Annotated in this window: 29 protein-coding genes and 1 pseudogene; 9 read left to right on the top strand and 21 right to left on the bottom strand. The window is 64.8% G+C overall.

Annotation, left to right across the window (positions count from 1 at the left end):
* Positions 1-14 precede the first annotated feature (14 nt).
* The 3 genes from ACFC4D_RS22255 to ACFC4D_RS22245 all read right to left on the bottom strand — a co-directional run bounded on the left by ACFC4D_RS22255 (position 15) and on the right by ACFC4D_RS22245 (position 3,117).
* On the bottom strand, positions 15-869 hold the full coding sequence (locus ACFC4D_RS22255; RefSeq protein ID WP_376066066.1) for a helix-turn-helix domain-containing protein: 855 nt from the start codon (positions 867-869) through the stop codon (positions 15-17).
* 208 nt (positions 870-1,077) lie between these two features.
* Entirely contained in the window at positions 1,078-2,445 is a 1,368-nt protein-coding gene (locus ACFC4D_RS22250; RefSeq protein ID WP_376066063.1) for an FAD-binding oxidoreductase, read from the bottom strand.
* A 243-nt stretch (positions 2,446-2,688) separates the two neighbouring features.
* Positions 2,689-3,117, bottom strand: coding sequence for a hypothetical protein (locus ACFC4D_RS22245; protein ID WP_376066061.1), 429 nt, complete (start codon positions 3,115-3,117; stop codon positions 2,689-2,691).
* Positions 3,118-3,246: 129 nt separating this feature from the next.
* On the opposite strand from ACFC4D_RS22245, the gene ACFC4D_RS22240 reads away from it, so the two are divergent.
* Complete coding sequence (locus ACFC4D_RS22240; RefSeq protein WP_376066059.1) at positions 3,247-4,092, top strand: SDR family oxidoreductase; 846 nt, start codon at positions 3,247-3,249, stop codon at positions 4,090-4,092.
* A gap of 126 nt (positions 4,093-4,218) precedes the next feature.
* Positions 4,219-4,455: a hypothetical protein gene (locus ACFC4D_RS22235; protein ID WP_376066057.1), complete on the top strand. Its 237-nt coding sequence runs from the start codon at positions 4,219-4,221 to the stop codon at positions 4,453-4,455.
* A 70-nt stretch (positions 4,456-4,525) separates the two neighbouring features.
* On the opposite strand, the gene ACFC4D_RS22230 is transcribed toward ACFC4D_RS22235, so the two are convergent.
* The 5 genes and pseudogenes from ACFC4D_RS22230 to ACFC4D_RS22210 all read right to left on the bottom strand — a co-directional run bounded on the left by ACFC4D_RS22230 (position 4,526) and on the right by ACFC4D_RS22210 (position 7,350).
* Entirely contained in the window at positions 4,526-4,900 is a 375-nt protein-coding gene (locus ACFC4D_RS22230) for a hypothetical protein (protein ID WP_376066055.1), read from the bottom strand.
* Positions 4,901-4,922: 22 nt separating this feature from the next.
* Entirely contained in the window at positions 4,923-5,297 is a 375-nt protein-coding gene (locus tag ACFC4D_RS22225; protein WP_376066053.1) for a cupin domain-containing protein, read from the bottom strand.
* Between the two features lie 528 nt (positions 5,298-5,825).
* Positions 5,826-6,179 carry a hypothetical protein gene (locus ACFC4D_RS22220; RefSeq protein ID WP_376066050.1) on the bottom strand — a complete coding sequence of 118 codons (354 nt, stop codon included), beginning with the start codon at positions 6,177-6,179 and terminating at the stop codon, positions 5,826-5,828.
* Between the two features lie 466 nt (positions 6,180-6,645).
* Positions 6,646-7,020, bottom strand: a pseudogene (locus tag ACFC4D_RS22215) (enoyl-CoA hydratase/isomerase family protein); the annotation flags it as partial.
* A gap of 12 nt (positions 7,021-7,032) precedes the next feature.
* The gene (locus ACFC4D_RS22210; protein WP_376066048.1) at positions 7,033-7,350 is read right to left on the bottom strand and encodes a hypothetical protein; all 318 of its coding nucleotides are present in this window, start codon (positions 7,348-7,350) and stop codon (positions 7,033-7,035) included.
* A gap of 233 nt (positions 7,351-7,583) precedes the next feature.
* On the opposite strand from ACFC4D_RS22210, the gene ACFC4D_RS22205 reads away from it, so the two are divergent.
* From ACFC4D_RS22205 to ACFC4D_RS22190, 4 genes are all read left to right on the top strand, one after another.
* Positions 7,584-8,090, top strand: coding sequence for a hypothetical protein (locus tag ACFC4D_RS22205; RefSeq protein WP_376066046.1), 507 nt, complete (start codon positions 7,584-7,586; stop codon positions 8,088-8,090).
* Between the two features lie 148 nt (positions 8,091-8,238).
* On the top strand, positions 8,239-8,808 hold the full coding sequence (locus tag ACFC4D_RS22200) for a hypothetical protein (RefSeq protein WP_376066043.1): 570 nt from the start codon (positions 8,239-8,241) through the stop codon (positions 8,806-8,808).
* A 118-nt stretch (positions 8,809-8,926) separates the two neighbouring features.
* Positions 8,927-9,337 carry a hypothetical protein gene (locus tag ACFC4D_RS22195; RefSeq protein WP_376066040.1) on the top strand — a complete coding sequence of 137 codons (411 nt, stop codon included), beginning with the start codon at positions 8,927-8,929 and terminating at the stop codon, positions 9,335-9,337.
* Positions 9,338-9,664: 327 nt separating this feature from the next.
* Positions 9,665-9,928 carry a hypothetical protein gene (locus ACFC4D_RS22190; protein ID WP_376066038.1) on the top strand — a complete coding sequence of 88 codons (264 nt, stop codon included), beginning with the start codon at positions 9,665-9,667 and terminating at the stop codon, positions 9,926-9,928.
* A 516-nt stretch (positions 9,929-10,444) separates the two neighbouring features.
* Here ACFC4D_RS22190 and ACFC4D_RS22185 read toward each other — a convergent pair.
* The 4 genes from ACFC4D_RS22185 to ACFC4D_RS22170 form a co-directional block, all read right to left on the bottom strand.
* Positions 10,445-10,867 (bottom strand): hypothetical protein, encoded by a 423-nt coding sequence (locus ACFC4D_RS22185; RefSeq protein ID WP_376066035.1) that lies wholly within the window; start codon positions 10,865-10,867, stop codon positions 10,445-10,447.
* A complete protein-coding gene (locus ACFC4D_RS22180; RefSeq protein WP_376066034.1) occupies positions 10,864-11,418 on the bottom strand; it encodes a hypothetical protein in 555 nt (184 codons plus the stop codon). The genes ACFC4D_RS22185 and ACFC4D_RS22180 overlap by 4 nt, the downstream gene beginning before the upstream one ends.
* A 191-nt stretch (positions 11,419-11,609) precedes the next feature.
* A complete protein-coding gene (locus ACFC4D_RS22175) occupies positions 11,610-12,116 on the bottom strand; it encodes a hypothetical protein (protein WP_376066032.1) in 507 nt (168 codons plus the stop codon).
* Between the two features lie 340 nt (positions 12,117-12,456).
* Entirely contained in the window at positions 12,457-13,236 is a 780-nt protein-coding gene (locus ACFC4D_RS22170; protein WP_376066030.1) for a helix-turn-helix domain-containing protein, read from the bottom strand.
* Positions 13,237-13,304: 68 nt separating this feature from the next.
* On the opposite strand from ACFC4D_RS22170, the gene ACFC4D_RS22165 reads away from it, so the two are divergent.
* Entirely contained in the window at positions 13,305-13,733 is a 429-nt protein-coding gene (locus tag ACFC4D_RS22165) for a nuclear transport factor 2 family protein (RefSeq protein ID WP_376066028.1), read from the top strand.
* Positions 13,734-13,854: 121 nt separating this feature from the next.
* On the opposite strand, the gene ACFC4D_RS22160 is transcribed toward ACFC4D_RS22165, so the two are convergent.
* Positions 13,855-14,250: a hypothetical protein gene (locus ACFC4D_RS22160; RefSeq protein ID WP_376066027.1), complete on the bottom strand. Its 396-nt coding sequence runs from the start codon at positions 14,248-14,250 to the stop codon at positions 13,855-13,857.
* Between the two features lie 142 nt (positions 14,251-14,392).
* Here ACFC4D_RS22160 and ACFC4D_RS22155 point away from each other — a divergent pair, with 142 nt between their 5' ends.
* Positions 14,393-16,150 (top strand): GNAT family N-acetyltransferase, encoded by a 1,758-nt coding sequence (locus ACFC4D_RS22155; RefSeq protein WP_376066025.1) that lies wholly within the window; start codon positions 14,393-14,395, stop codon positions 16,148-16,150.
* Here the strand turns inward: ACFC4D_RS22155 and ACFC4D_RS22150 are convergent.
* From ACFC4D_RS22150 to ACFC4D_RS22130, 5 genes are all read right to left on the bottom strand, one after another.
* Positions 16,128-16,859, bottom strand: coding sequence for a hypothetical protein (locus ACFC4D_RS22150; RefSeq protein ID WP_376066023.1), 732 nt, complete (start codon positions 16,857-16,859; stop codon positions 16,128-16,130). The two genes, ACFC4D_RS22155 and ACFC4D_RS22150, sit on opposite strands and share 23 nt — an antisense overlap.
* Before the next feature lie 480 nt (positions 16,860-17,339).
* Entirely contained in the window at positions 17,340-18,590 is a 1,251-nt protein-coding gene (locus ACFC4D_RS22145) for a serine/threonine-protein kinase (RefSeq protein WP_376066020.1), read from the bottom strand.
* Between the two features lie 167 nt (positions 18,591-18,757).
* Positions 18,758-19,135 (bottom strand): hypothetical protein, encoded by a 378-nt coding sequence (locus ACFC4D_RS22140; protein ID WP_376066018.1) that lies wholly within the window; start codon positions 19,133-19,135, stop codon positions 18,758-18,760.
* A gap of 148 nt (positions 19,136-19,283) precedes the next feature.
* Complete coding sequence (locus tag ACFC4D_RS22135) at positions 19,284-20,414, bottom strand: lipase family protein (protein ID WP_376066016.1); 1,131 nt, start codon at positions 20,412-20,414, stop codon at positions 19,284-19,286.
* Positions 20,415-20,857: 443 nt separating this feature from the next.
* On the bottom strand, positions 20,858-21,358 hold the full coding sequence (locus tag ACFC4D_RS22130; RefSeq protein WP_376066013.1) for an SRPBCC domain-containing protein: 501 nt from the start codon (positions 21,356-21,358) through the stop codon (positions 20,858-20,860).
* A gap of 845 nt (positions 21,359-22,203) precedes the next feature.
* On the opposite strand from ACFC4D_RS22130, the gene ACFC4D_RS22125 reads away from it, so the two are divergent.
* The gene (locus tag ACFC4D_RS22125) at positions 22,204-22,392 is read left to right on the top strand and encodes a hypothetical protein (protein ID WP_364645426.1); all 189 of its coding nucleotides are present in this window, start codon (positions 22,204-22,206) and stop codon (positions 22,390-22,392) included.
* Positions 22,393-22,501: 109 nt separating this feature from the next.
* On the opposite strand, the gene ACFC4D_RS22120 is transcribed toward ACFC4D_RS22125, so the two are convergent.
* From ACFC4D_RS22120 to ACFC4D_RS22110, 3 genes are all read right to left on the bottom strand, one after another.
* Entirely contained in the window at positions 22,502-22,909 is a 408-nt protein-coding gene (locus ACFC4D_RS22120) for an ATP-binding protein (RefSeq protein WP_375956379.1), read from the bottom strand.
* A 41-nt stretch (positions 22,910-22,950) separates the two neighbouring features.
* Complete coding sequence (locus tag ACFC4D_RS22115; RefSeq protein WP_376066010.1) at positions 22,951-23,304, bottom strand: STAS domain-containing protein; 354 nt, start codon at positions 23,302-23,304, stop codon at positions 22,951-22,953.
* 199 nt (positions 23,305-23,503) lie between these two features.
* Positions 23,504-25,840, bottom strand: a complete 2,337-nt coding sequence (locus tag ACFC4D_RS22110) for an ATP-binding protein (RefSeq protein WP_376066007.1) — start codon at positions 25,838-25,840, stop codon at positions 23,504-23,506.
* Positions 25,841-25,858: the final 18 nt, after the last annotated feature.

The raw sequence follows: 25,858 nt of genomic DNA, 5'->3' as shown, positions 1-25,858 counted from the left end.
GTAGCGAAATATGGTCAGAGTTGGTGGGGCTCGGTGGCGGAGAGGTCCTGGAGGCCGATGACGTGGGCCAGGGCGAGACGCTGGGCATCGTCGCTGTCCGGCTCGGCGGTGAACAGGGCTACGCGCAGGTCGCCGTGGTGGATTGTCAGGATGTCGTAGTCCATATGAATCGGCCCGATCTGCGGGTGCATGATCACCGCGTGGGGGGCCGATTGCGTGGTAGGCGGGGTGGCGTCCCAGGCTTGGACGAAACAGGTGCTGGCCGAGCGTAAGTCCGCGATCAGCGCGGTCAATTCACGGTCGGCCGGATAGCGAGTGACGGCGGCCCGCAGGTCGGCCACCAGGGAGGCGCGGAAGCGCTTGTTCTCCTCCGGGTCGATGACACAGTCGTTGAATCCCAGGAATTCGCGCCATACCAAATTGCGCTCGTGACCGCGCTGCGCGTTCGGGTCGTAGAACAGCATGGCCCACGAGGAGTTCGCGGCGAGCTGGGTCCACGCCGCGGTGAAGATACCGACCGGGCCGGTGTCGAGGCGGTCGAGCAGCCGGCGCGCGCCGGGGCCGAGGTGGGTCGGCACGCAACCTTCACCGGCCGGGGCGTAACCGGCCAGTCGGCACAGGTGCTCGTACTCGGCGCGGGACAGCCGCAAGGCCCGGCTCAGGGCGTCGAGAACCGCCATCGACGGGCGCGCCCTGCCCTGTTCGAGCCGCTTGATGTAGTCCGCGGACACCCCTGCCAATCCGCCCAGTTCCTCACGCCGCAAACCCGGAGTTCGCCGCCGGAGAGTGGACGGGAGTTCCCGCCAGGGCGGGCGACACTCGCTCTCGCCACTCGCGGAGCACGCGCCCGAGATCGCCGTGTAGTGCACTCACATGATCGACGGTAATCAACGAACGGGATGCGAGCCTGGGCCGATCAGTCCCAGGCTCGCCTCCCGTCGATGTGCGAAGGCGTCGGCCGCCGCCGCCATCGCCGTCGGTCCGTCGGCTGGATCATGGCGATCCAGCACGACGCGATCCCGGGTCTTCGATGCGAAACTTGCTGCGATGTACCGTGTCTCGGTTGGTCGTTCCCGATTACGTTGTTGCGGGGAGCGGGATTGCGGTGAACAGGTTGTCGGGGTCGAGGCGGTTCTTTACCGCGAGCAGGCGGGCGGTGTGGGGGCCGTAGGCGTCGGCGGTCTGGTGCTCGTCGTCGGGGCCGAGGAGGTTGGGGTAGCCGCCGGGGAGCGCGTGCTGGGCCAGGATGGAGCCGGCTTTCTTGGGCCAGCTGACCGAGAGTGGGTCTGCGTTCGGGGCGCCGATTTCGATGAGCTCCACCATGAAGTGGTCTCGGCGCAGTCCGAAAGCGCTGCTGTCGGAGGAGATTTGGGCGGCGGCGCCGTGGAAGTGGTGGATGTTGACGAATGCCGAGGGGGACGTGCGTGCGTCGTAGGCCTCGATCAGGGCCGATACGACATCGGGGGAGAAGGCGGCGATATTGCGGGTGCGGATCGCGTAGCGGGCTCCGTCGGGGAACGCACCGTCGAATTCGCGCAGTTTCGCCAGCGGCGATTTCGAGGTGACCGCGGCGGTCAGTGGTGAGCCGAGGGCGGCGAATCCGCTGAGCGCCGCCGGTCCGTCTGCGGGGGATCCCGACCAGGTGGGTGCGATCGTGATCATCGGGTTGCCGTCGGGGTCGGCGACGAAGGCGATAACGGAAGTGAGTGCGTCGGAAGCTTTTTCGAGGAGTTCGCCGTAACCGCGCAGTACCTGTTCGGCCTGTTCCCATGGGTATGCGAACGACCCGGCCAGCACCTCGGTCAGCGGATGGAGGGCCATGTCGGCGGAGGTGACCACGCCGAAGTTGCCGCCCCCGCCGCGCAGCGCCCACAGCAATTCGGGATCCGCACCGTCGTCATGGCCCGCGCGGACAACGCGTCCGTCGGCGAGCACGACGTCGGCGGCCAGCAGGTTGTCGGCGGCGAGACCGAAGCGTCCGCTGAGCGGGCCATAGCCGCCGCCGAGGGACAGCCCGAGCATGCCGACGGCGCCGACCGTTCCGGTGGCGACGGCGAGTCCGTGGCGGTCCGCGGCTTCGGCGACATCGGCGGAGGTGGCGCCTCCGGCCACGGTGGCGACGTTGTCGCGCACCGAGACCTGCCGCATTCGAGTGAGGTCGATGACCAGACCGCCGGCGCGGATCGCGCGCCCGGCCCAGTCGTGGCCGCCGCCGCGGACCGACAGCGCCAGCCCGCTCTCGCGTGCCGCGTTGACCGCGTGCTGCACGTCCGCGGTGGTCTCGCAGCGCACGATCAGCGCTGGACGATTGGTCACCGCGCCGTTCCACACTTTCGCGGCGGCGTCGAGTTCGGGTCCCGCGGTGATCACGCGATGCGGGTCGACCGCGGGGGTGGATTTCTCGAGCGCGGCGATTGCGCGGTCCAAGCCGATCGGTGTGGCCATGTTGATCCTTTCGGCACCACGAACGGTGCTCAGAAGAACTGGACGAGAACACATTTGGGCGAGCGGCTCGCAGGTCGGCAATCGAAGACGCTCGAAAGCCCCTGGTGTCAGCGGGAATCGGCGATGGAGTCACACACGCTCGGGATCGATCCGCACCGCCTCATTACTGTAGATCGAGAACCCGCAGTCAGCCTGGGCGAGATATGCCCAGGCTGACCGGCGGGTACGCGATGGATCTGCACACTAGCTGTGGCCGATCAGTCGACGTGCTTGCCGCACCAGCGGACTGACGCAGAACATCTCGTCGAGCGCGGAAGCGTCCAGGCACGCCCAGTACGCGAGTCGCTGTGCGATTCCTGGTGCTTGCGTGGCCTCCCACACTGCCACCAGAGCGTCGACCAACTGCTCGACTCGGTCGGACGACTCGTCCTGTGCCGGGGTTGTGGCCAGATAGTCCTCGGCCGACTCGAGGACGAGATCCAGTAACCAGAAACTCAGCTCCCAGTCGGCCTTGTTCGCGAGCAGCAGATGAACGAACTCATCGAGGCGTGCCGCATCCGATACCTCGATGGGCCAGTCCTGCATCCAGCTTTCGTGCGCGATGTTCGCCAGCTGTGCCACTCGCGCCGCTGAATCACCGCCCGGATAGATCATGCGGCTGAAGGTAGTCAACGCGGCGATCGTGGGCGATGAGGTTTCTCCGGGCCACCCTATGAGTCAGTCGACTAACTGTTGACAACGTCGGGCCGCGCTGGCTAGTTTGAACGAGTAAGTCAGTCAACTAACTCAGGAGCGGGACAGATGATCGTGGTTACCGGAGCAACGGGCAACGTCGGCAGCATCGTGGTGCGAATGCTCGCGGAGGCCGGCGAGAAGGTCGTGGCGGTATCGCGCGGTGAGAAGCCGGTGGACCTGCCGGAGGGCGTGGAACATCGCCGTGGCGATGTGGGCGACCTCGACAGCCTCGCGGACGTGGTGAGTGGCGCGGACGCTCTCTTCCTGCTCATCACCGGCGACCAGCTGGTGAGCGGGCCCGAGCCGACCGCCCTGCTGGAAACCATTGCGGCGCAAGGTGTCCGGCGGGTGGTCTTCTTGTCGTCCCAGGGCGCGGTAACCCGGCCCGAGAGCGGCGGGTACGCCCGGACGATCGCCTTCGAGAAGGCGATGGCGGCATCGGAGCTGGAGTGGACATCGGTGCGCCCGGGAGGATTCGCGAGCAATACCTTCGCCTGGATCGAGCCCGTACGCACCCAGCGCATGGTTCCGGCCCCTTTCGGTGATATCGGGTTGCCGGTGGTGGCCCCCTTCGATATCGCCGCGGTGGCGGTGGCCGCGCTGCGTGAAGACGGCCATGATGGCCAGGCGTACACCGTGACCGGGCCGGCCGTCGTCACCCCGCGTGAGCAGGCCGAGGCACTCGCTGCGGCGCTGGGCGAGCCGCTGCGTTTTGTCGAGCTGAGCCACGACGAGGCCCGCGCCAACCTACTGCATTTCATGCCGGAATCCGTTGCCGATCACACGCTCTCGATTCTCGGCGAACCGACGCCGCAGGAGCAGCTGGTCAGTCCTGACGTCGAGCGCGTCCTCGGCCGCCCGGCAACCAGCTACGGCGAATGGGCGAAGTATGTCGTCGGCGCATTCCGCTGACGTCGGCGAAATCTGTTCCAGCGCAGCCTGGACTCCGGCACGACGTGGCCGAGGTCATCGGTGCCGGAAGCGCCTCGAGTCCGATCATCGATGGCCCTGACGGCACCGGCAGGAGCGCGAAAGAGTTTGGGCTACTTCGAAATCGACGATCGTACGGATGCGGAGAGGAGCCATGACGCCGTCGCGCACGAGATCCTGCTCCTCATGCGCGCCGAGCCCGAACAGTCGTGGACCATCGCTGAATTGAGTGCACGGGTCCACCTCTCCCGGGCCGCACTGGCCCGGAGATTCACCAAGGCCTTCGGCCACACGCCGGCCCCTGGATCCGCTGAATTTGGCAACGGATTTTGCGGCCGGGCGTAGCGAAATCCAGCGGGCCGGGCAGGACGTGTTGACTGACTACCTGTGAACCGCTTCCGGATCGATCGCGGTCCTATTGCGCCCAGGGTGGGGCGAAGGTGTTGTCGCCGATGGTGCCGAGCATGCCGACCGAGGTGACGGCGGTGAAGGTGGCGATGGTGTCGGGTGATGGGTTGGTGATGACGAGCCTGGTGTTGGGCGGGACGGTCAGGGCATCGCCGGGGGCCAGGCGATATTCTTCACCGGCCATGGTGACGTGCAGGCCGATGGTGTGCGAGATGAACACTTCCTCGCGGGACATGCTGTGCTCGACGCTGATTGCCGCGGGGGCGGCGTCCACCCGCCAGATCGCCAGATCTGTGGAACCGCGGGAGGGGACGGCCAGGGGGCGGAAGGTGAACCCGTCGCTGGTGAAAACGGGGGCCTGGTCGAGGTTTACGACGGTCATGGGGATGTCCTTTGTTACAGGTTCAGGCGGTCCAGGGCGGGGTGACGGTGAGCGCGTCCAGGGTTGCGGTGATACCCGCGGGCGCGCAGCCGATCACGGTGGCAGGCTCGCTGTCCGAGCCGTTGGACGCGCTGAACGGGGTGTGGGGCGGCACGATGACGGCGCTGCCGGCGTCCACCAGGAAGCCGCTGCCGTTCAGAGTGACTGCGAGCCTGCCGGTTTCGACGACGAACACTTCTTCCCTGTCCAGGGTGTGCTCCTTGCCGGTCGACCCCGGCGGCATGTCGACGCGCCAGATGGCGAGGTCGACGGTCCCCAGCGAGGGGGTGGCCAGCGGGCGGCAGAGTGAGTCGCCGTTTCGGAACTCGGGGGCGTCGGCGAGTGTTGTTGTGCTCAAAGGGTTCTCTCCAGGTGATGAACAACGGAACCAGCCCTATTACCGTCGCGTGAGCTCCTTCTCGGAACAACAGGGTTGTGCGTATCGGCTCATAAGTACGACTTATGGAGAGTCGACACAAGTGCGATCGGACCCGATGGTTCAGCGCGGCCGACGAAATTCCCGCAAATTATCGGGAACCACTCCTGTCGGCCCACCATGCCTCCTCGCAAGTTCCTCGGGGCGGTGCGAACAGCACGAACACCGCCTATGTGACAGCCCACCCCAAATTTCACGAGCGCATGTTATTGACGAAAACCGCTGCCACGCCCAGGAATTGAGAGAGTGGCACGCACGGTCAGCACTAAATGGCTCGGCCGCTCACGCAGTACAGTTCCGTCTCATTCGCCCTTTCCCGCCCTCTCTCCATAGGCCGCAGCCGAGTGGTCCGAACGGTGCTGGGTGTGAGCGGCGGCGTACTCATCTGGTAGTAGCCAGAACGCAGTACATTGCCGCTTTCAGCGCGTCCAAGGTTTGATCTGGGTTCGGCTACCCGGCGTGGTCGAAGGTGAGCTCGGTACGGTGCGGGTGAGCGGCGAGGACATAAGATGTCGCAGGGTGTTGGGCAATCAGCGACTGGAAGTGTTCGGTCTGTTCTGGGTGAGAACACCATTGACTACCGGTTCCGAAGCCGGGGGACGCCGATGTCGTCGGATAATGCAGGGTGAGTGAGAGCTGCAGTATTGTGTCGTCGTCTCCGTCATCGGTAATCACTTGGCGCGTGATGTCGAAAACAAACTCTTGCTGGTTGTCGCCGTAGGTGCCCCACTGGAACAGCAGCATGTCGCCGTCGCGGTCGAGGTCGACATCTATCACGCGGTGATGTGCGTAGAACGTGGTCATAGCGTTGACGGCCGTGGCTGCGTCGAGGGCGCGGCAGTGTCTGTCCAGGTACCGGCGGAAGGCAATTTCTAGGTCAGCAGCTCGCACCGTCGCTATTGTGCCGCATGAAGGAACGGCCTGATTCTCGCGACGTCCGCACATGCCGCTTCCCGCGCGGTTGCCGTCCAAACCAGTTGGCTGTCAGCGCTTCTCGGCGCTCTCTACTGTCGATGAGGGGTTACTTCGGCCGACTCCAGGCCAGCAACTGCTGGCGGTAGATACTCTGTTCGTCGACAGTCGAAACCTTGGACGCAGGCGCATCGGCGAATATGTATCGGTATCCGCGATCTCGCGACAGCTGACCAATCTGCCGCGACCCGTGCGTTTCGGCCAGACCAGTGGGCGCGCCCGAAGGTCAACGCGGCAAGGTCATCTCGATCCGTCTGACACACTGGTCTGCCGATTTCGGTGCGATATGCGCGGCGCCTCAGCTCGCAGCGGAATCGTGGTTGTAGTCCGCGACAGATCCGAGCAGGGCCGCGGTGGCGTTGCGATAGAGCGATGACTTGACGTGGCCGAGGGCGGGCCCGCTGGTCGAGGCCAGGCGCTGCGCGTACTCCACAGCGGAGTTCAGGAGATCGTGCTCGTCAGCGACCGAGTCGACCAAACCGATCGTCATCGCTTCGGTCCCGCCGTAGCGGTGCCCCGTGAGAAGAGCATGACGGGCCACGGGTAGCGGCAACTGCGACTGTGCCAGCTCCACCATCCCGGGAGCGTAGTTGACACCGAGCGTGACGCCGGGAAAACACACATAGCCACGATCGCGGCGCATGATCCGGTGATCGTGTGCGACAGCGAGAAAGGCCCCGGCACCCTAGGCATGACCGTTGATCGCGGCGACAGTCGGTATCGGCAGTGTGAGAATTCTGGCGAACAACCGCAGCAGGTTGGCAACATTGTCGTTGATCCGCTCGGGGTTTCGCGCCGCCCACTCCACGTCGAAGCCGGTGGAGTAGAACTTCCCGTCACCGATCGTGACGAGCCCGCAGGGGCCGGAGATGGCAGCGACCTCATCGAGCAGAGCGTCCATTGCGCCAACCCACTCCGGATGAAACCGGTTCTCGGTATCGCGGTCCCCCTGGTTACCCAACTGGAGGATGAAAACCTGGCCCTCACGCTGCAAGTACGGCATCGCGTCAAGATATCCCACCAGCGGGGCGCGCTTTCATGCCATGGCAGGGGGCACCCCCTCTGCAGCGAGGCTGTCGAGTGCCGCGCTACCGCAGGTCGGCGCTGACCGAAGCGGCCGACACGGGTTGCCGGAACATATATGGGCACAGCGCCTTCCGCCGACGGAGATTGCGCGCTCGTGCCGATGAGCGTTCACCGTATGCAGCCGATTTCATGGCGATCTAGGGTGTGCTGGTGGCCGAGTGGATCAGTGTGTACTGCCGAGAGCCGATCCTGCTCGATGGCGATGAGATCCGTCGGTGGATCGAAACCGCGGACTTGTGGACCTGGGCCGAAACTCTCTACGACGACGATGAACTGGCCGAGGCTGCCGCGGAATCGGTGTTGGCCAACCTTCGGGTTCACGCCGGGACAGCAGTCGATGTGTATTGGACCGAATCCGGGCGACCACTCCAAATTTCTTTCAGTCCTGCTGCCGCCGAAGAGGTTTCGGAGGCCGTCAGCCAAGTGCTGGGTGCGGCTGATGGACCTGGACCGGTCCTGATTCGTGACCATCTGGCGGCGGTGCGGCACGTGATCAATATCGAGATGGCGGCTGCGGATTCCATGTCCATGGGGGCGGTGTTGGGAGAGATCGTCGCGCTGGAGCTCGCCGCGGCAAGCGACGGGCTCGTGTGGTTCTTCGGTAAGGATTGGGTGTCACCCCAGGATCGCGCTGGAACATTGTGGACCCGCAGTTGACGCCCACGAACTAGATGGCATGGAGGAGCGCGCGCATATGTCGACGGTGCGACGGTTCTGGATCGAATTCGACGTGCGGGACTGCCCTGCCCCATGGTTCGGACGAGCTATCGGTGTGACAGGATTCGACGTGCGGGACTGTTTGTCGATGGTGGCAGATCTGGTGACCGACGGACCTTTGCCACCCGTGCGTCGAATCACGGTCGACATCTCACTGGCCTCGCCGCTGCCGCTGAATCCTCGCCATCTCGGAGTCCCGGTGTGGCGCGGCGTGTGGTATCCGCCGGTGAACCTCGGAACCGGACCGATCCGCGCCATCGACAGCAGAGGCGTATCCGGCGACTACCCGACATCAGTTCCGCAATCACGCCGCCGAACGCGGACCGAAGAGCCCCTGCGCTCCATGTGGTGGGACGAAATCCCGCATTTCGATGCCCTGTGGTGGCCGCTGATGGACGTTCACCGCGACGGCAGAATGCGGTATTACGCCCCGCAGGTGCGTGATATGTGCGTCAGGGATCCGACCTACGGGGTGCTGGTGCGCGAAGCCCTGGACTACATGATCGTGCGACGCCCGACCCCGCAGGAATGGTTCGACCCGACCGGAATCAGGTTCGCCGACGAGCGGGAACTAGGCGAGTACCTGCGAGCCTTCCGCGATTATGTGACCGGAATCCGCCCGGAGCCGATCTACCTTCCCGCTGGCGAACAGCTTTAACGCGACGCGCAACCATGACCTCCCCGACAACGAGTGAAACCCCGTGGGACACGTCTTGCGATGACCGCCTGAGCCCACACCGCATTCCGGTTGATCGAAACGTACCTACACTCGAACCGTGGATCGACAAGTTGGTGCCGTATGGGAGCTGCGGCGGCAGGAAACGGTTCTCGCGCGAATCACCGTGACCGGTGAGGACGAGCGGGCACTCGTCGGAACATTTGCCGCCGAGCCCGAGTTCGATGAGGTGGCACCACTGTTCGCCGCGCAGTGCGCGCTAGGTACGTTGAGGAACACCCAGATCACCGACGGCATTGCGCGCGTTTGGGAAGGGCTGTACGACACCATCTGTCAGTCGATGACTCTCGTCGGTCCCTCCGGTCCGTTGCAGGATTTCGAGCTCAACATCTACGACACCGACGGTGAGCTGCCACAGCCAGGACGAGAATCCCTGGCCGTGTTCGACTGGGGCTATCGCGACCGGTTCGCATGGTGGGTTGACAGGCGGAACCGTTTTCACCCCGGCTGAGCCCGACTCACGGCGCGGGCCGACCGGCCGAGTCGAACTGCGGCTGATGGAACGTCCTCAACTGCCGCATGGCGCGCTGACCGAACCGGCCGGTGCGGTGCGATGCAAGGTCAATTGGCCGTGGCGATCCGGGACTGGCCGGACGCACTGAACTGTCGATTGTGGTGTGTTGAGTCACCGAATATCGCGATGCGGTGCCTCAGCCTTGGCGCAAGATGGCAAGGACTGCACCGAACTGGTCACAATCCCGGGTGCGACAGTGACGTTGTGCGGCAACAAGACCGGTGCTGACCCTATTGCCTTGGTCCGCTCGCTAACATCGGTTCAATGAACTCGGAGGGGGAGCAAAGCGCCGGACTGCGCGTGGTGACTGCGAGGCGGCAGCGGATGGTGTGGGTGCTGGCGGTCGTGGGTGCAGGTGTGCTGGTCGTCTTCGGCCTGGTCGCTGTGGGGTGTGGCGTGGTGCTTGTCTCGCTCAGGCAATTTGCGCTCGCCTGGTTCCCGTTCGTGGTCGCTGCGGCGATGTTCGTGTACGCGATCAATGTGATTCGCCGGCCGTATGCATTGTCCGGCAAAGCGCTCCAACGATGACGCGGGAGCTTGGGTCCCGCGGGGTGTGCGGTGACTGATGACGCGGTGGGGCGGATGCGAAAATTGGCCGCGGGGACTGATGACGGCGGTCATCGTGGTTCTGGTCGGGTTCGCTGGAATCGGCCTCATTTCCGCTCCGAGCATCGTGACCTACTACCGCGGAGAGCCCGTTACCGCTCGGGTGCGTGACTGCTGGCTCCGTAACCCGGACCGTCCCCGCTACGGTTATATCTGCGCTGGCACATGGATATTCGGTGACGGCCGCAGCGGGGCCGGAATTCTCGACGGAGTCACGGGAGACCATCGATCCGGTCAGAATATTGCCGTCCGGGTCCGTGGTGACAGGGCGGTCAGCGACAGTCCCCGCTGGCCCGCATATCTCGGCCTGGCGCTGGCCGCGGTGGCATCGCTGCTTGCGATCGCGTATCGCGCGGCGCGGCGCCGCATAGGGTCCTGATAGTTCGGCGCGTCATCCGAACACAGATTTATGCCGAGTACAGCGTGGTCGGCCGAGCTCTAATCCACGCTTCCACCCGAGACTTCCCGGATTCGGCCGACTAACGCGCGAACGAATGCAAGCTCGTTGAACGGTTCCTCGTCACCACGATGGCGATGACTTCTGACCTCGAGGAAAAGGCATCCCCGCAGCAGGTCCGGATCGTTCGGCAACTTGCCGGTCTCATCCCAGGCCACCCGTACTGTCCGCACCGCTGCGGCAAGGTCTGCTGGCCCGTTGCCAAAGGTGACGTATCCGTTGTAGGTGTGGGCAAACTCGATGAATTGCTGTTCATCGCCATCGTCGGGCGGCACCGAGTGGCCTGGGGTCGTCATACTCACCGAGCATGCCAGGCAATCGGTCTCACCGAGCATGCCAGGCAATCGGTCACCATCCACATCTGTCGCCGTGGCGATCCGAGGCGGGCGGTCGTAGGTCATCACGCGCGGTGATGCTTGTCGGTGTACCAGCGCGGTGCCGGTTCGACCGATTGAATCAGGGCCCAATCGATGTAGACGAAGTACGGGCACTGATCTCCGGTGTCGGGGTCAGCGGCGGTGAAGACCGCCACGTCTCCGACCGCACCGAAGCCGTCGACGTAATCGATCGGGCCCAGGCTCGAGTTTTGCAGTTCCTCGGATGTGCACGACCAGGGCGTCAGATCAGCGATGGACTCGATCCGCGGGGGCGGCAGGTCGGATCTGCGCAGCAATCGCCGGAATATGTTGTACCCGCGATTGACCTCCATGAATTCGAGCTGTAATCCCGGCCAGAACGTGAGATCCCATGCCGCATACCGCACCTCGCGATCGCCAGGGTGGTCGATCCGCTCGTATACCGGTGCGCCCCAAGCTGTTACGTACTCATCGATCGACCGGAAGTTGTTGACGGCCTGTCCGTAGAACCACCGCTTCTCGGCGATCGCGGTTTCAACCGGAGTAGCGCCGATGCGGTCGAGTAGCTGCGCGGCCTGGGCCGGAGCGCTCTCGTTCATCGGGTGAAGCATCGCCAGTTGATAGTCGTACAGCGTGGTAACAGCCTCGCCGACCATAGTCCCTCCCCATTGGTACCCTGCCCACGAATGTACCGACATGAATGACGCACTGGTACTTCCGATTTCACCGACACGGCATCCCGACGACCTAGGTTGCCGTCGTTGTACTCAGCCAGTGGCAGCTCGTGGGCCTACTCCTCGCGGTAGTCACTTTCTTCGCGCCCGTCTCCGGTCGTGACGGTCACGAGCGGTCGTTCACCTCTCTGCGCACGGACCAACGCCAATACCAGACCGCCGTCACCGATTTCCGGATAGCGGGATTCGAGCGTGGTCAATACGCGCACCGAGACCGCATCCAATGCCGCCGTCCCGACGACCGCGTACCACACGAACTTTCCGTCGAGGCTGGACTGGATACAACCCGACTGCTGCGCCAACGGCATCATTGGAGAGTTGGTGACCAGCCGGTCGGGATTTGGAAGAACTTCGCCGATGATCACACCTGGTTCGAGCCATTGGTCACCCTCGCGCTCAATGACGACGACGTAGCGCCACTGGTCGGTGTGAACGACCACGGCCACCGCGCCGTCCTCCTCCCGAATGACAGAGCCCATCACCCGGGCTCTCCCATCGTCCTGCGGCGTGCCCGAGAGCACGACGGCGATGGCCGGATGCATCCGACGGTCGCTTTCAGCCATGGGACAAGCATCGCAAACGGATATGCCGGAGGAGGTGTCGTGAGCGTATGCGGGGAAAGTCGAGTGGCCCCTGGTACTTCAGGCCCACCCGCGCGCCATGATGTGAAGGGCCGGGCACATCATCGGGTCGAACTCGACGGTCATCTGCGCTACTACCGATACCTCGGCGACGGGACCGCCGACCACTCGGGCAGCACCGGCTGGGATACCCACTCGCGCAACATCATCGGGAACCGATAATGACCGCACAGGGACTGTCGAGCGATGGGTTCTTACGGCAGGATGGTCGTCGTAATCGCGAATGCTGCTGCCACCGAACCGGTTCCGGCGTGGTGGAAGATCAGTCATTGTGGTCGTCGATATGAAGCCGTGCGCCCACGCGTGCCAAGTGGGTGGGAGTGAATCCGAACATGCGGTGGAAGACATCGGTGTAGTGCGACGGTGTCGAGAACCCTGCGTCTACCGCGCACCGGGTGGCGTCGTGGCCCGATAGATAACCGTGAGCGGCGCGCAGCATGCGCGCCCATTGCACGTAGCGGCGCAAGCTGGTCCCGGTTTGCTCGGCGAACAGCCGCAGGAAGTAGGCCTGTGACAAACCCACCTCGGCGGCCAGTTCCGCCGCCCGGAATCGGCGTGCTGGATCGGCCCGAATGATGTTGGCCGCCAATACGATTCTCTGGTCGTGGATCCTGACCCCAGGAACACTTGCCAGCTCCAGCACGCGGTCGACGTCCATGCTGGGACGATTGCACAGCTCGATGAGTTCGGCTTCTCTGTGGTGATCGATTCCGAACCCGAACACGGTGCGCCGCATGCCCCCGAGGCTGCGGGTCATTCGCGCCGAGGTCGGATCGAAGTAACAGAACAGCAAGCGGCCCGCGCTCCGAACCAGCTTGTGCCGCTCGCGGGCTCGAAAAAGGAAGCTGCGCGCGGTGATATCCGGATACCCGTCCGGCCGAACGATGAACGGCTCGTCCACCCCGACGCCAAGACACGCCAGCGCGCTGGAATGAGTGTCCAGTTCCAGCGACGCTCCCACGCTCACCGCATGCCCCAGCCGCAACCACACCACGAGCGGCGGAGCTGGATGGCACGTTTCTGACAGCGCGGCGGAGGCCATGTCGGCAACGATACGGACCAGTGCGGACCGACCGAAGGTTCGGCAATTTCCCAGGGGAGCAACAGATTATGTCGAACGACACGCTCGTGTCTGTCGAGACGTTCGTGAAGCGCTTCGCGGACGCGTGGGCGGACCCGACCTTCGAACGCCTCATCGCTCTGGTCCACACCGACGCGGAACTGATTCAACCGTTCAGTCGAAACGTCATCGGCCACAAGAAGATTGATCGCTGGTTGAAACGCACCTTCGCGATCATCCCGGACCTGCGTGGTGAGGTGATCAGCTGGGCATACCGCGGCGATGTGCTGTTCATCGAACTGCGCTTGTACGGCACGATCGGTCGTCGGCCCGTGGAATGGATCTCCGTCGACCGCATCACCCTCGACGGTGACAGAGTGCGCCGACGGCACGCGAACTTCGACCCGACCCCGCTCATCCTGCCCCTCGCGATGAGCCCACGAACTCTGGCCCGCGTGCTTCACCGGCAGCTCTGGTGATCTGGTTGCGCACCCGAGCTGAAGATCGCGGGCCGCGAACCTCTCAGCATCACCGGCGCACTGAATTTCGTGCGAGTTGAGGCTGCTGGCAGCACCGTCGCCAGACCGTAGTGTCGAAAAGCTATGCCCGGCTCTCACCGCGACAGCGGTAACCACCGTTACGCCGATCAGCCCTGACAGCCCACACCAATGCAGCGCAGAAGCCGCCGAACATCATGCCTCCAGCCAGCAAGATTCCCACGCCGACAAGGAAAGTAACGAGCACAGGATTGCCGAACCCGAAGTACACGGCGAACGGACTCGACAGCAGCACGCCGACGAAGCCCCCAACCAGGGCCACGACGAGGACAGGCCGGTCTTTCATCACTCCAACTCTAGTCTTCGAGCAGTCATTCGCTCGGTCCAAGACACCAGCATCACAGACATCCGCACATCCCGCGCCGACCGAACCGGCCAGCCCGATGCGGTGGAAAGTCAACTGGCCGTAGCGATCCGAGGCCGTGAAACGCACGCTCATGCGAATTCAGAACGTTGGCCAGACTGGCGAACCAACTCGGTCTCGAGATCGCGTCCCACCATGGCCTGCGGTTCGAGTTCGAAACAAGCTGGGGCGCAGAGCAAGACGCCGTTCGGAAGAGGGTCTGCTTGCTTGTCGAATCATGGTGAAGGTTCCGGAAGGTGCTCTACCAGCCCCGCCACAGAGCTATGGTCGACACGGCATGGATGAGATGATCAGCGGGCTCGTGGTGCGGGCGGCGCGCCCGAACGAGGCCGGGCTGCTCAGTGAATTGACGGTGCGGTCCAAGGCGGTATGGGGTTACGGTGACGACTTCCTCGCACAAGTGCGTGAGCAATTGCGTATTCGACCCGAGGAGGTCTTGGTCCGGCGTGTAGTGGTTGCCGAGTACGAAGGTCGCGCGGTAGGTGTGGCCACGCTGGAGGGCGAGCCTCCCGAGGGCGAGTTCGGCCTGCTTTTCGTCGAGCCCGAACTGCTGCGCTGTGGTGTTGGGCGGGTGCTCTACGAACACATGCTCACCCGAGCCGGAATACTCGGGTTCACTGTTGTGAATGTCGCCGCGGATCGGCACGCTGTGCCGTTTTATCGGGCAATGGGCGCCGAGCGGTCCCAGGTCGCCGATGCGGCTGATCTCGTTGGCTTCCAGGTTTACCCGATCTCTCCGGAACCATCTTGGGTCAGAGCATGGAACGGCGGGACACGCCCGGTGATGGTGGGCAACGTGGCGGAGTTCCATGGGCAGTTCACCGGTGTCCGGGCCGAGCCCGACCACTACTCGTGCCTGGCCGCATTTTGCGGACCGGAACCGGCCAAGGTGCTACTGCCATTGCCGGTCGCCGACTGGTGGAGAGAACACGTCGCCGAGACGCTCGGTTGGGACGAGCTGGCGGTGGGCACACCTGCTGAGCGCGGTATCGGCCCGGGCGTGCGGCCCTGGGGGTGGACCTCGTCCTGGGTGCCGCAGCACTGCGAGTTACTCAGGGCGGTCCACCATTTCGAGTCGAAGCGGCATGCGAACGCTCTCTTTCATGAGCTCGCCGGACAATGTCGCGGGATCGTCGTGCCCGCACAGCGATCGCTACGCTCGGCGCGGGCACTGCACAAGGAATTGGCCGAGGGCGGGCGGGTGGTCCTCAAACGCGAGTACGGAGCCGGTGGATCCGGCACGATGATCGTCTCGCGCGAGACGCCCGGGTTGTACCGGCTGCTCCGGGAGTGGTCCAGGACAGGGGTTTTGGTCGAGGAGTACATCGACGGGGTTTCGACTGGCCGTGACGTCACTTTCGACGCGGTCATCGACGCGCAGGGGTGGGTGTATCCGGTCGGCGTGGCGGAAATGGATGTGGCGGGGACGGCCTACATGGGAGCCACTGTCGGTCCTGGCGTCGTGCCCCCGGATCTCGACCGGACGGCTTCGCGGTTCGCGATGATGGTGGGCCGGGTGCTGTCAGGGTGGGGGTACAGGGGGTGGTTCGACGTCGACTTCGTCGTCACGGCAGCAGGTGCGCTGGCACCGATGGAAATCAATCTGCGGTTGACCGGACCGGCCGTGACGTTCCATATACGAAACACCTTGGACAGGCTGCACGGTGGACGGCACTTCGTCCGGACGTTGGACTGCCTTCGGATCGGTGCCCGACTGCCGGACCCGGCGCTGCGCGCGCATGTCGGCGGACTCGTCGAATCGTGCCGGGCTCTGGGCGTCACCTTGCTGGTCACGATTCCGACGGCAGCCTTCGATCCCGCGCCCTATCTCGGGATCGCGCTCGCCAGCCGTTCCCTGGAGGCGATCGGTGCCGCCGAGGCCGACGTCGATCGACGTAACGGCGACCTTTGGCGGGTCGTATCCGCCCGGATTCCCCAGAATCCGAACGGGTTCAGTGACGGCGTGGTGCACTGACGACGAAGGCGACGACCGCCAGCGCTGCGAGCATCAAGGTTACGTTGAAGCCGTATACCAGTGCTGCCTGCCGCGGCCAGTCGTTCTTGGCGGTCAGCCGGTAGAAATTGTCCTGCGGCCACCACGCCAGCAGGAGCCAGGCGATCGCCACGAAGGCGAGCAGGGTCCGGCCGAGTGGGCGTCCGAGCCTGGCCATCGCAGGCCAGGCCAAGAGCACGAATGCGACGCCGGCCCCGAATGAGATCACCTCGGCGGCATAGAGTCCCCGGAACCACCACGACCACGGCGTGGGCACTAAGGCCAGGTCCGTCGAACCGGGCCACAGAGTTCCGGTGAACGCAAGCGCGAACACGGCGAAGATCGCAGTGCAGATGACGCCACCGACCACGCGCCCATCCGTGGGAGAAAGCCCTGCCTTGCCGGCGGGTACGGCGTAATGGATCGGCGGTAGCGGAAGTGCCTCACGGTCTACTTTGCCGCGCAAGGTGCGCGGCAGCGCGGTCATCATGACCACGACCTGAGGCAGAACCCTCTTCGAAAGTCCCGAGTCGCTCAGGAACCCCTGGATCTGCTCGCTGCTGAGGCTATCGGTCTCGACGTAGGCGATCACGCTGTCTCGGCCTCGACCGGCGGGGACACTCAGCACCGCACTCGCGCGAATCTCTGGATGGCGTGCCAACGCCTGCTCGATTTCATCGTGGCCTGCCATCGAACCCTCCCGCCACATCACTGCGTCCAGCAAAGGATCGTACGGCGGTGGTGACAGAGCCGCAGCGTGAATGATGGTGCTGCCTGGCGATTGATCATGCCCCGCATCCTGAAGCGCAGAGCCATCACCACCCGAGATTGTGCCGGTCGCAGGCGAGAGGTTGTTCAGTGTTGCGGGACAGTGGGATTGAGGCTGATCGGCAAGCTTTCATCGCCGCCCACTCCGACTCATGCTCACCCTTGATCTTGGCGAACATCCGCACGGCCCGCTCACGCAACTCCTGCGGGTACTTCTTCGAACTCGACACGACTCCATCCTTTACAGAGGCCGAAGTCTCCCGACACCCCGGGGCGATTCATTCTGCGGGTTGATCGATCAGTTCCGAGCAACCAGAAAGCCCACTGCCGCAAGGGAAGTCGGGGTATCTGAACCCGGGTTGTCGGTCACAGGAGAGGGGCTCGATCGCCGCTGAGAAACGTGCTACTTGTCCTTCTTATTCGGTTTGTCTGTCTTCGTATGCTCGGGCTTGTCTCGGTGGTCTGATGGAACCCATTGTGCGCCGGGGCCTTTGGCGACAATGCACTCCAGGAGCGTGCCGTCCACCGCGGTGGAAGGTTGGTCGGTGTCGGGATCGCAGCGTTGTCCGGCGACAGGAACGGATGCGGTCGTGCTGGTCGCGGCTGGCGGCCGCGAGGTCAGTGACGGCACTGCTTCGGCAGAGGTGCTGCCGTTCCTTGTCTCCGCACCGAGCAGCTGTGAAATCCCGAACGCCACAGCGATTGTCGCGGCGAGGACGGCCACCAGGGCCGCGGGCGCGAGTCGACGATTGTGTACCTCGGTCTTGGTGACGGACAGCGAGGGGTGCGGCGTTCCGACCGTGAGCGGCTTCGTCGCGATGAATTCGGAGGTGCTGGATGCGGGTGTTGCGATCGCCACGCGTGCGGCGTGCGCGAAGGCGCCCGCACTGGAATAACGCTGGTTCGGGTCTTTGGCCATTCCACGCGTAATGACTTCGTCCAACGCTGCAGGGACTTGAGGATTCACTACTGCCGCGCGCGGCGGCTGCGTGCTGAGATGATCATGTATCAGACGCGCGGGCTCGGAGTCTCCGAAAGGCCGCATCCCCGTGAGGCATTCGTAGAGCACGCAGGCCAGCGAGTAGATGTCCGAGCGCGAGTCCGCGGTGCCACTGAACCGTTCCGGTGCCATGTATGGCAGCGTGCCGATGACCTGGCCGGTAGCTGTGACCGCGCTCTGCCCGGTGTGGTGCGCGGTGCCGAAGTCGATCAGGTAGACGAAACCGGTGGGGTGGACCACGGTATTGGCCGGTTTGATATCGCGGTGGATCAGTCCGGCCCGATGTACTACATCGAGCGCGGCGGCCATCTGCGCGACGATGTCCACTGCCGCGTCCGGGCTCATCGGCCCGTTGTCGCGCAGCAGTGTGGCGACATCGATGCCGTCGATGTACTCCATATCGATGAACAGTCGGCCGTCGATCTCACCGAAGGTGTGGATCGTGACCAAATGCGGTCCCCGCAGCTGTGCCGCGATACGGGCTTCCCGGTCAAATCGCTGTCGGTAGAGCTGGTCCGTTGCCAGCTCCGCGGGCAGGACCTTCAGTGCGACAGCACGATCGGTCGCGGTGTTGTGCGCAAGCCAGACCTGCCCCATGCCGCCACTGCCGAGAAGCCGTTCGAGACGGTAGTGACCGAACCATCTCTGGTCCATGACGGAATCTCCCTAACGCTGGCCTCTGCATGGTCGGACTACCCGAAATCCGCGCCGACACCACGGAATACGAGACGACGGTGCTGCCGTTCGACATTGTGCCGCAGGTCGCGCATCGCCACTGTTCCCTTGCCGCTTTCGCTGAGCGCGAGAGCGAGTGCGGGAAGCTACTTTTCCACCACCTGTGCCAGGAACGCGAGCCCGGTGCATAGGCTGAACATGATCAGCGCTATTGCCAGCACCGGCCATATCCACACCCGGCGACCACTCAGCGTCGAGACGATCAGCATCACCAGCGAACCGACGACGGCGCACAGGATACCGCCCCACGAGACTCCCACCGCCCAGTCGACATAGCGCGGGTGGCAGATCTGCGCCTTGTACACACAGTCGTCGTCTTCCACGGTGAAGAAGACAGTGAGGTAGCCGGCGAAAAGCGCGAGCGCGCACACCACCGGAAACAGCGCCCAGCCCGCCGCCACATCGCACCAACGCCGCACAGGTGGACCAGACATCTGTTGCGCGGCAGTGGAATTCTGGGTCATACCCTGGATCCTGCCGACCCTGAACGAATCCACCCACCGCGAAACTACTCACTTGCTGCGAGCGCTATTTGCCGCATGGCACGCTGACCGAACTGGCCGGTCTATCGAGAGTCCGGGAGGAGGACGAGCTGTCACGCAAGTACGTGCTTCAGGAGAACAGGCGGGCGACGAAGGGTGTGCTGTCGGGCAGCGAGCCGTTCACGGTAGCGCTGTGGTCCTTGCCGGGATAGAAGTGCGCCTCGGGGTGGAAACCGTGGGCTTCGAGTTCGGCGATCAGCGCGATGGTGCCCGGAGCTATCACGTCGGTGTCGGCCAGCCCTTGGCCGATGAACAGTGGCCGGTCGTAGCCGGTGACCGGCACATCGAAGACCTGGTGGCCGATTTCGCCGAAGTTGCCGTCGCTGAGCGGGCGAGCGAACAGGTCCTTGATGGTGGCGCCCGGGTGCACTTCGACCAGGTTCTCCAGGCACACCGTGCTCGCGGCGCGCACGACGTCCATACCCAGGGGCGTGAGGTAGTAATCGGGGTCGAAGTCCGGACGCGCGGAATGCAGCGCGGCGAGGACGAAGGCTGGGTAGACGTTGGTGTGTGGGTTGGCGATGGTGGGTGCGACGGGGCTGGTGGCTAGGGTCATCTCCTCCACGACGTGGCTGGCCGGCCCGGTCGCCACCGCGCCCCGGTAGTCCAGTTCGGGGGCATAGCGGGTCGCCATCGACGCCGTCCACACCGCCGCGCCACCGCCCTGGGATTGCCCGATCGCGACCCATGTCGAGGACAGCGATGGCTCGATACTGCGGGCCGCGCGGACCATGTCGATACCGGAGTGGGCCTCGGCGCGCCCGTCGAGGTAGGGCTGCACCCCGTCGACGCTCAGGTAATCGGTGGCCACGATTGCGTATCCCTGACCGAGCCAATGCGCCAGATAGTCGGTGTCGCGCTGTATTCGCCCGGCGGCCGAGGGCTGGCAGTGATCGGCCAAGCCGACGGTGCCGTGTTCCCAGGACACCACCGGCCAGCCACCCGCCGGGGGGTTACCCGTCGGAAGGAAGATCGCGCCTGTCGACTGGGCGGGTGTGTCGTTATTGGTGCGGGTCCAATAGGTAATCCGCTCGCTCTTGGCCGCACCTGGCACCTCGGCAACCGAGGGCAGCGGTCCGGTGCTGACGACGGTGCCCGGCGCGGGGTCGACGGGGTCGGCGACGGCTACCGCAGACGAGGGCACAGCGAGCGCGGCTGTGGTGGCCAGAACGGCGAGGAAACGTATCGGACGGACCTTCACTTGTTCACCTTGTCGTCTCTCAATGGCGGCTTTGCGGGCGGCTTTGCGACTACGGAACCATTCGAAGTCTCTCGAGCGACTGACAAAGTGCGATACGCGTTCGGGGAACCCGAAACGGGTCCTGGCAGCTGTGGCGCGCTCAGCGGGAAAGGCTAACGGATGACGAAGCTGTCGGGAGGCCGCCGCGCGGACATAGTTGCCACCATCAAACGGTAGGCCGGACGTGACCCTGTCCGGCGTCATCTATCAGCCCACAAGCTGAGTAGCAGCACGGTGACATTTCCCGGAGCGCCTCGGGGCATTCGGCCGTCAGCCTCGCACGGCACCGCGACACCATCGAGGCCCTATGAGCTGGACGAGATGTTCCCGCCACCCGGGCCTGGGTAAGCGCCTGGACGTTCGTCATCGTTCCCGACGAGGTGCGCGAGTTGTTCGAGGCGGGACTAGACGCGCACCCGGGATTCGGCGGCGGTCTTGAGCATCTGCAGCATGGCGTCGTGCCCGGCGCGCAGCTTCTCGGAGCTGAAGAAGAGAGTGAGCAGCGGACCGGCGAGAGACTCTTCCATGGTGACCTCGGTGCGGTGCTCGTCCAGTGAGCTGAGCCGCATGCGGTCGACTGCTTTCATGCAGCCCATGGAGACTCCGGTCCAAGCCAGTTCGCGTTCGGGGACAACGGTGGCGAAGACGGCCTTGATGGTGCTGCCATGCAATTTCCAGCGGAAGGGTGCGTCCACCCGCAGCTCGCCGAGCTCGAGCACGCGGGCGTCGGAACGCCACTCGGGCCAGTTCCGCATATCGGTGAGCAGTTGCCACACGATGCTGACCGGGGCATCGATCACGACGGTAGACGACGAGCGCACCGGGGCGTTGTCGTCCAACAGGCCCTGCTTGGCGTAGTTCTCGTGCAGGTCGGCGGTGGACGGTCCGGTGTAAAACAGGGTCATGACTAGCTCCGCGTGATCGATGTTCCGTAACAAGAGCAATGCTCTCCGTTTGGGCGAGCAATGTCAAGAGCACCGCTCTCGATTGTGGGCACCGAACCGCGGGGGAGTGCTCAGTCACGGGAAACGCGCGGGGGCGCGTACCCGCCGGGCTGACAGCGCTGTCACCCAGCGGCCGCGCTCCTGTCAGACCCTCCTGCCCCGACTCCGGTGACGTGCCGAAGCGAAGAGTCCGGCCGACATCACGCCCAGCACGAGTGAAACCGTCACCGCGCCGGCGACCAGCGCCGCGTCCAAACTCGACATTCCCGCGTGTCCGCCGATCATGACCATCGCGGCCACCGGGCCGAACGCAAACCCCACAGGAACGAGAGCTAGCAATCCAGCGGTTATTGCGCGGTGTGTAGCGGAACGCGACCTTTCATCGGTCGCATTTCGTGCGGCGTACTCCCCGCGTGTCCTTGCTCGAGTTGAAACATCCATCGGCACGCCCCTGTCTCAGTGGTGAGTCGGACCCCGAAAAGTGGCTTTACAAACTGGAATTCACGGAGAATACCGTCGATTGCCAGTTGCTCGCAGTGGGGTAACCAGATCGATATCCAGCCCATGCGCCTGAGTTCGATCGACGGTGAACCATTGCCACGCCCATCGCAGCATCAATTTCTACGTCCACCGAGCCTATTAAGCAAACTATTGGCAATCAATGTGGTGGTCTGGTTGAGATATCACTACGGCGAACCGAGATGCTCGAGGTTTGCGCACGCGTCGGCTGGGCATCACGTGCTCGATCTGTTCTTCTCACTTTCCCCGGACGCGATCGCGGGCGGGGCAGTCTCAGGAGGTCGGTGATGAACGAACCGGTGCTCGATGCCGGGGTACGGGCGCTGGTGGGTCAGATCTTGGCCCGCTACGGCACGATTGACACATTCTGCCTCTACCTGCGCGATGTCCTCGGCGCGCCGACGTGCGAGCTTCCCGTGCTCGTCGCGCCGACGGTAGGCCGTCACCGGCTGCGCGAGCGTGAACCGGTGGGCTGAGGCTCCCCGCCGCCGATCCCGGGACCGGGCGCCGACGCGGGCGTGCCCTGCTTCGTTTCAGCAGTGGCACGTGGGCGATGTACCCGAATGTGGCTGCCAGCCACCGGATTCAGGCAGGGATCGGTGCGGCGAATTCCACCACGGTGCCGTTGTCGTCGGTGCGGACCTCTACCTCGGGGACCAGTGCGCGCATCAGGTGCAGACCGAGGCCGCGCACGGTCGTGGGCGGGGACTGGTGCACCCGCCAGGTGCCACCGTCGATGACGGTGATGCGGACCTGTTCGTGGTCGGCGACGGCGTGCAGCCGCAGGTTGCGGCCGTCACCACGATGGCCGTGCTCGACGGAGTTGGTGCAGGCTTCGCTGACGGCGAGCAGCACGTCGTAGGCGCGGCGCTCGTCGGTGATGATGTCGCGCAGCCAGTTTCGCAGTGCGTGGCGTACTCGTTGCAGTTCCTCGTTGACGGCACGGAATTCGATATCGAACCTTCGCGCGCCGTGATCAGAGTCGTCCATCATGTCCTCATGGTCGGTGGAAATGCCTACCTGGAATCGAATGCTCAGCCCTGCCCGGCGGCGATGGCGTCGTCCAGGGAGTCGTACAACTCGAAAACCGTTGTCAGTCCGGTGGCTTCGAGGGGGCGTCGTACCGGGTAGGAGGGTACGAGTCGGAGCGGGGTGTCGGCGGTCTTGGCCGCTGTGAGCAGCACGTTCACTCCGGTGGAGTCGAAGAATTCGACTCGGGAGAGATCGATCACGAGATCTCCGGCGTACTGCGCGCGGGCGTGCTCGAGAGCCTCGTGCAGCTGCGGCGCGGTGGCGATGTCCACTTCACCGGTGGCGACCACCACCACGGCGGAGCCGATCGACACCACGTCCACATCGAACCCACGCTGTTGATCCGTCAATCGCACAAAAACACACCTCTCTGCACAATTTCGCGGGCCAGAACCCACTGGGCCGCATGAATCATGCGGCCGCCACATGATTGCTGGGGTGCCCGGGTCTCCGGCTGTTAAACCGAGTGCCGGAGACAATGCGGCCGACTGTTTGCTCAATCGCCGTGCCCGACAGCATATCCGGATGGCCCGTGCGGCTCCGGCCTGTCCGCGTCTAAGGGCGGTCCTGGTGCGAAAGTCCCTGGTCAGGCGCTGCGGTGAGGGTGAACCACACCGTGGTGCCCACCCCCGGTGTGGAGTCCAACCAGAGCCGGCCGCCGTGGCGGTTGACGATGCGGTCCACGATTGCCAGGCCCGCTCCGTGCCCGCCGCCGTGCGTGCCGCGCGGATGCAGCCGCCGAAACAGGCGCAGCGCGTCCTGCAGATCGGTGCCGGGAATCCCGATGCCGTTGTCGGCGACGAAAAAGGCGTGCACGCCTGAACTCTGTGTGACCGCGCCCACGGCGACCTCGCGCGGCTCCTCCTCGCGCGCGTACTTGGCGGCGTTGACCAGCAGGTTGATCAATACTTCCTGCAGGCGGTCCGGGTCGGCACTCAGGATGATGCCCGGCTCGGGCAGGGTCAGCGTGACACGTTGCTCGTCGAGCCGGGCCCCGGCGATTTCCAGGGCCCGATCGGTCGCCTGGCGCAGATCGATTTCTTCGCGATGCAGCTCGGCGCGGCCGAGCTGGGCGAAATGCAGCAGCGAGTTGATCAGCTCATCCATCCGTTTGGCGAGTCCGCGGATGGTGTCGAGCCGTCGCACGGTGACCGGGTCCAGGGTGTCGGCGACGTCCTCGGTGATGAACGTCGCCGAGTTCGCGATCCCGCGCAGGGGTTCCTTGAGTTCGTGCGCCGCGACATGAGCGAAGGTGTGCAGATCATTGTTGACTCGGCTCAGCTCGGTGTTGAGCGCGGCCAGGCGGGCGCTCTGGCGCGCCATCACCTCGGTGACCGCATGTCCGAATTCTTCGGCCACGGCCACATCGGCGGTGGTCCACGGCAGACTGTGCCCGCGCACGATCGCGCGGTACACCGCGGAAGAGCCACGCGGGGTGAGTCGTTCACCGTGCGGGCCCAGGCGGACGGGAGCCGCCGGATCTGTCGCCCAGGTGCGCGCGGTGTGCCGTTCGCTGCGCAGCCAGACGATCAGGTCCTCCGAGCCGCTCACCCCGAGTGCGAGCGCGCCGCAGACCGCCGGTGCCAGCGCCTCCAGTTCCGGAGCCAGCTCGCCGAGAAAGTCGCTGCTCCATACTCTTCCAGCGTCCAGTGAGGGCAGATGGCGGCGCAGCACGGCCAGCTCCTCGTCCGTGACCAGCTCGTGCGAACCCGTCACCAGCGTCGTCTCCCCGTCGATGTACAGGGCTACCGCGTCGGCGTCGACCAGCTCACCCAGCAGCTGCCCGTTGCCGGTCACCGAGGCGGTGATATCGGCGTCGAGCGCGGTGACCAAGCGGGACAGGGCCTGGCGGGCGCGCTGGCGGGCCTGCGCGGATTCCGCGTCCTGCAACGCTGCCAGTTGCAGCGACAGCATGACCCCGAAAAGCTCACAGGCCGCGCGGATCTCGGGCGAGAGTCGCCGCGGAGTGAGTCCGTGGCATGCGATGAGCCCCCACAGCTGGCCCTCGCGCAACAGCGACACCGACATCGAGGAGGCCACGTCGATATTGCGCAGATACTCGAGATGGAAGCCCGACACAGTGCGCAGCGTGGAATCCGACAGATCCAAGGGCCGCCCGGTGTGCGCCAGCAGCGGCGGTATCAGCGCCGCGGTCGCGTCGTCGACGTCGCCGATGACCCGAATCCAGTTGCGCTCATAGAGTGTGCGCGCCTGCGGGGGGATGTCGGTGGCGGGAAACCACAGCCCGAGCCACGGGTCGAGCTGATCGGACACCGATTCCGCGATCACCTCGCCGGGGCCGTCGCGTCCTTCGAAGCGGTAGGCCACGACCCGGTCGTATCCGGTCAGCGCTCGGATCTCGGCGACCGCGGTTGCGCACACATCGAGCACGCCGTGCCCGCTCTGCAGCCGGGTCAAGGTGGCACGCAGGCTCGGATAGAAGCGCGAGAAGGTGAACGGGCGGCCCGTGGACGCGGGTTCGAATTCCAGCACCCGATAGTCATCGGAGCGGTAGACGGTGACGTCGAATTCGGTGCCCTCAACGCTGAGCAGCGTCACGCCGCGGTCACCGGTGGGAGCGGCCAGCGTCGACTCCACCGCGGCCATGCCGTCCGCGCCGATCACCGCCACGATCGGCGAGCCCACCAGCTCCTCGGGCGAAACACCCAGCACCGCTGCGCAATTGGCGCTGGCGACGGTGACGACACCGGTGTCGTCGAGGGCGAGCAGCGCGCCATAGGACTGGATGCCGCCGAGTTGGTGGATCGGCTCGTTCAGGCAAATCGACAGATCGAAACTCGGCCCAGCCGCCGCCTCGGCCAGCCGCACCCGTTCCTCGGGCAGCCAGGTGGTGTTGTCGCCGGGAGCACTGTCCTCGGGTGGTCGATTCACAGGCATACCTCCCGGCGC

Origin of the sequence: Nocardia sp. NPDC056000 (assembly GCF_042269265.1) — a bacterium.
Lineage (GTDB): Bacteria > Actinomycetota > Actinomycetes > Mycobacteriales > Mycobacteriaceae > Nocardia.
This window is presented reverse-complemented; position numbering and strand designations above follow the sequence as displayed.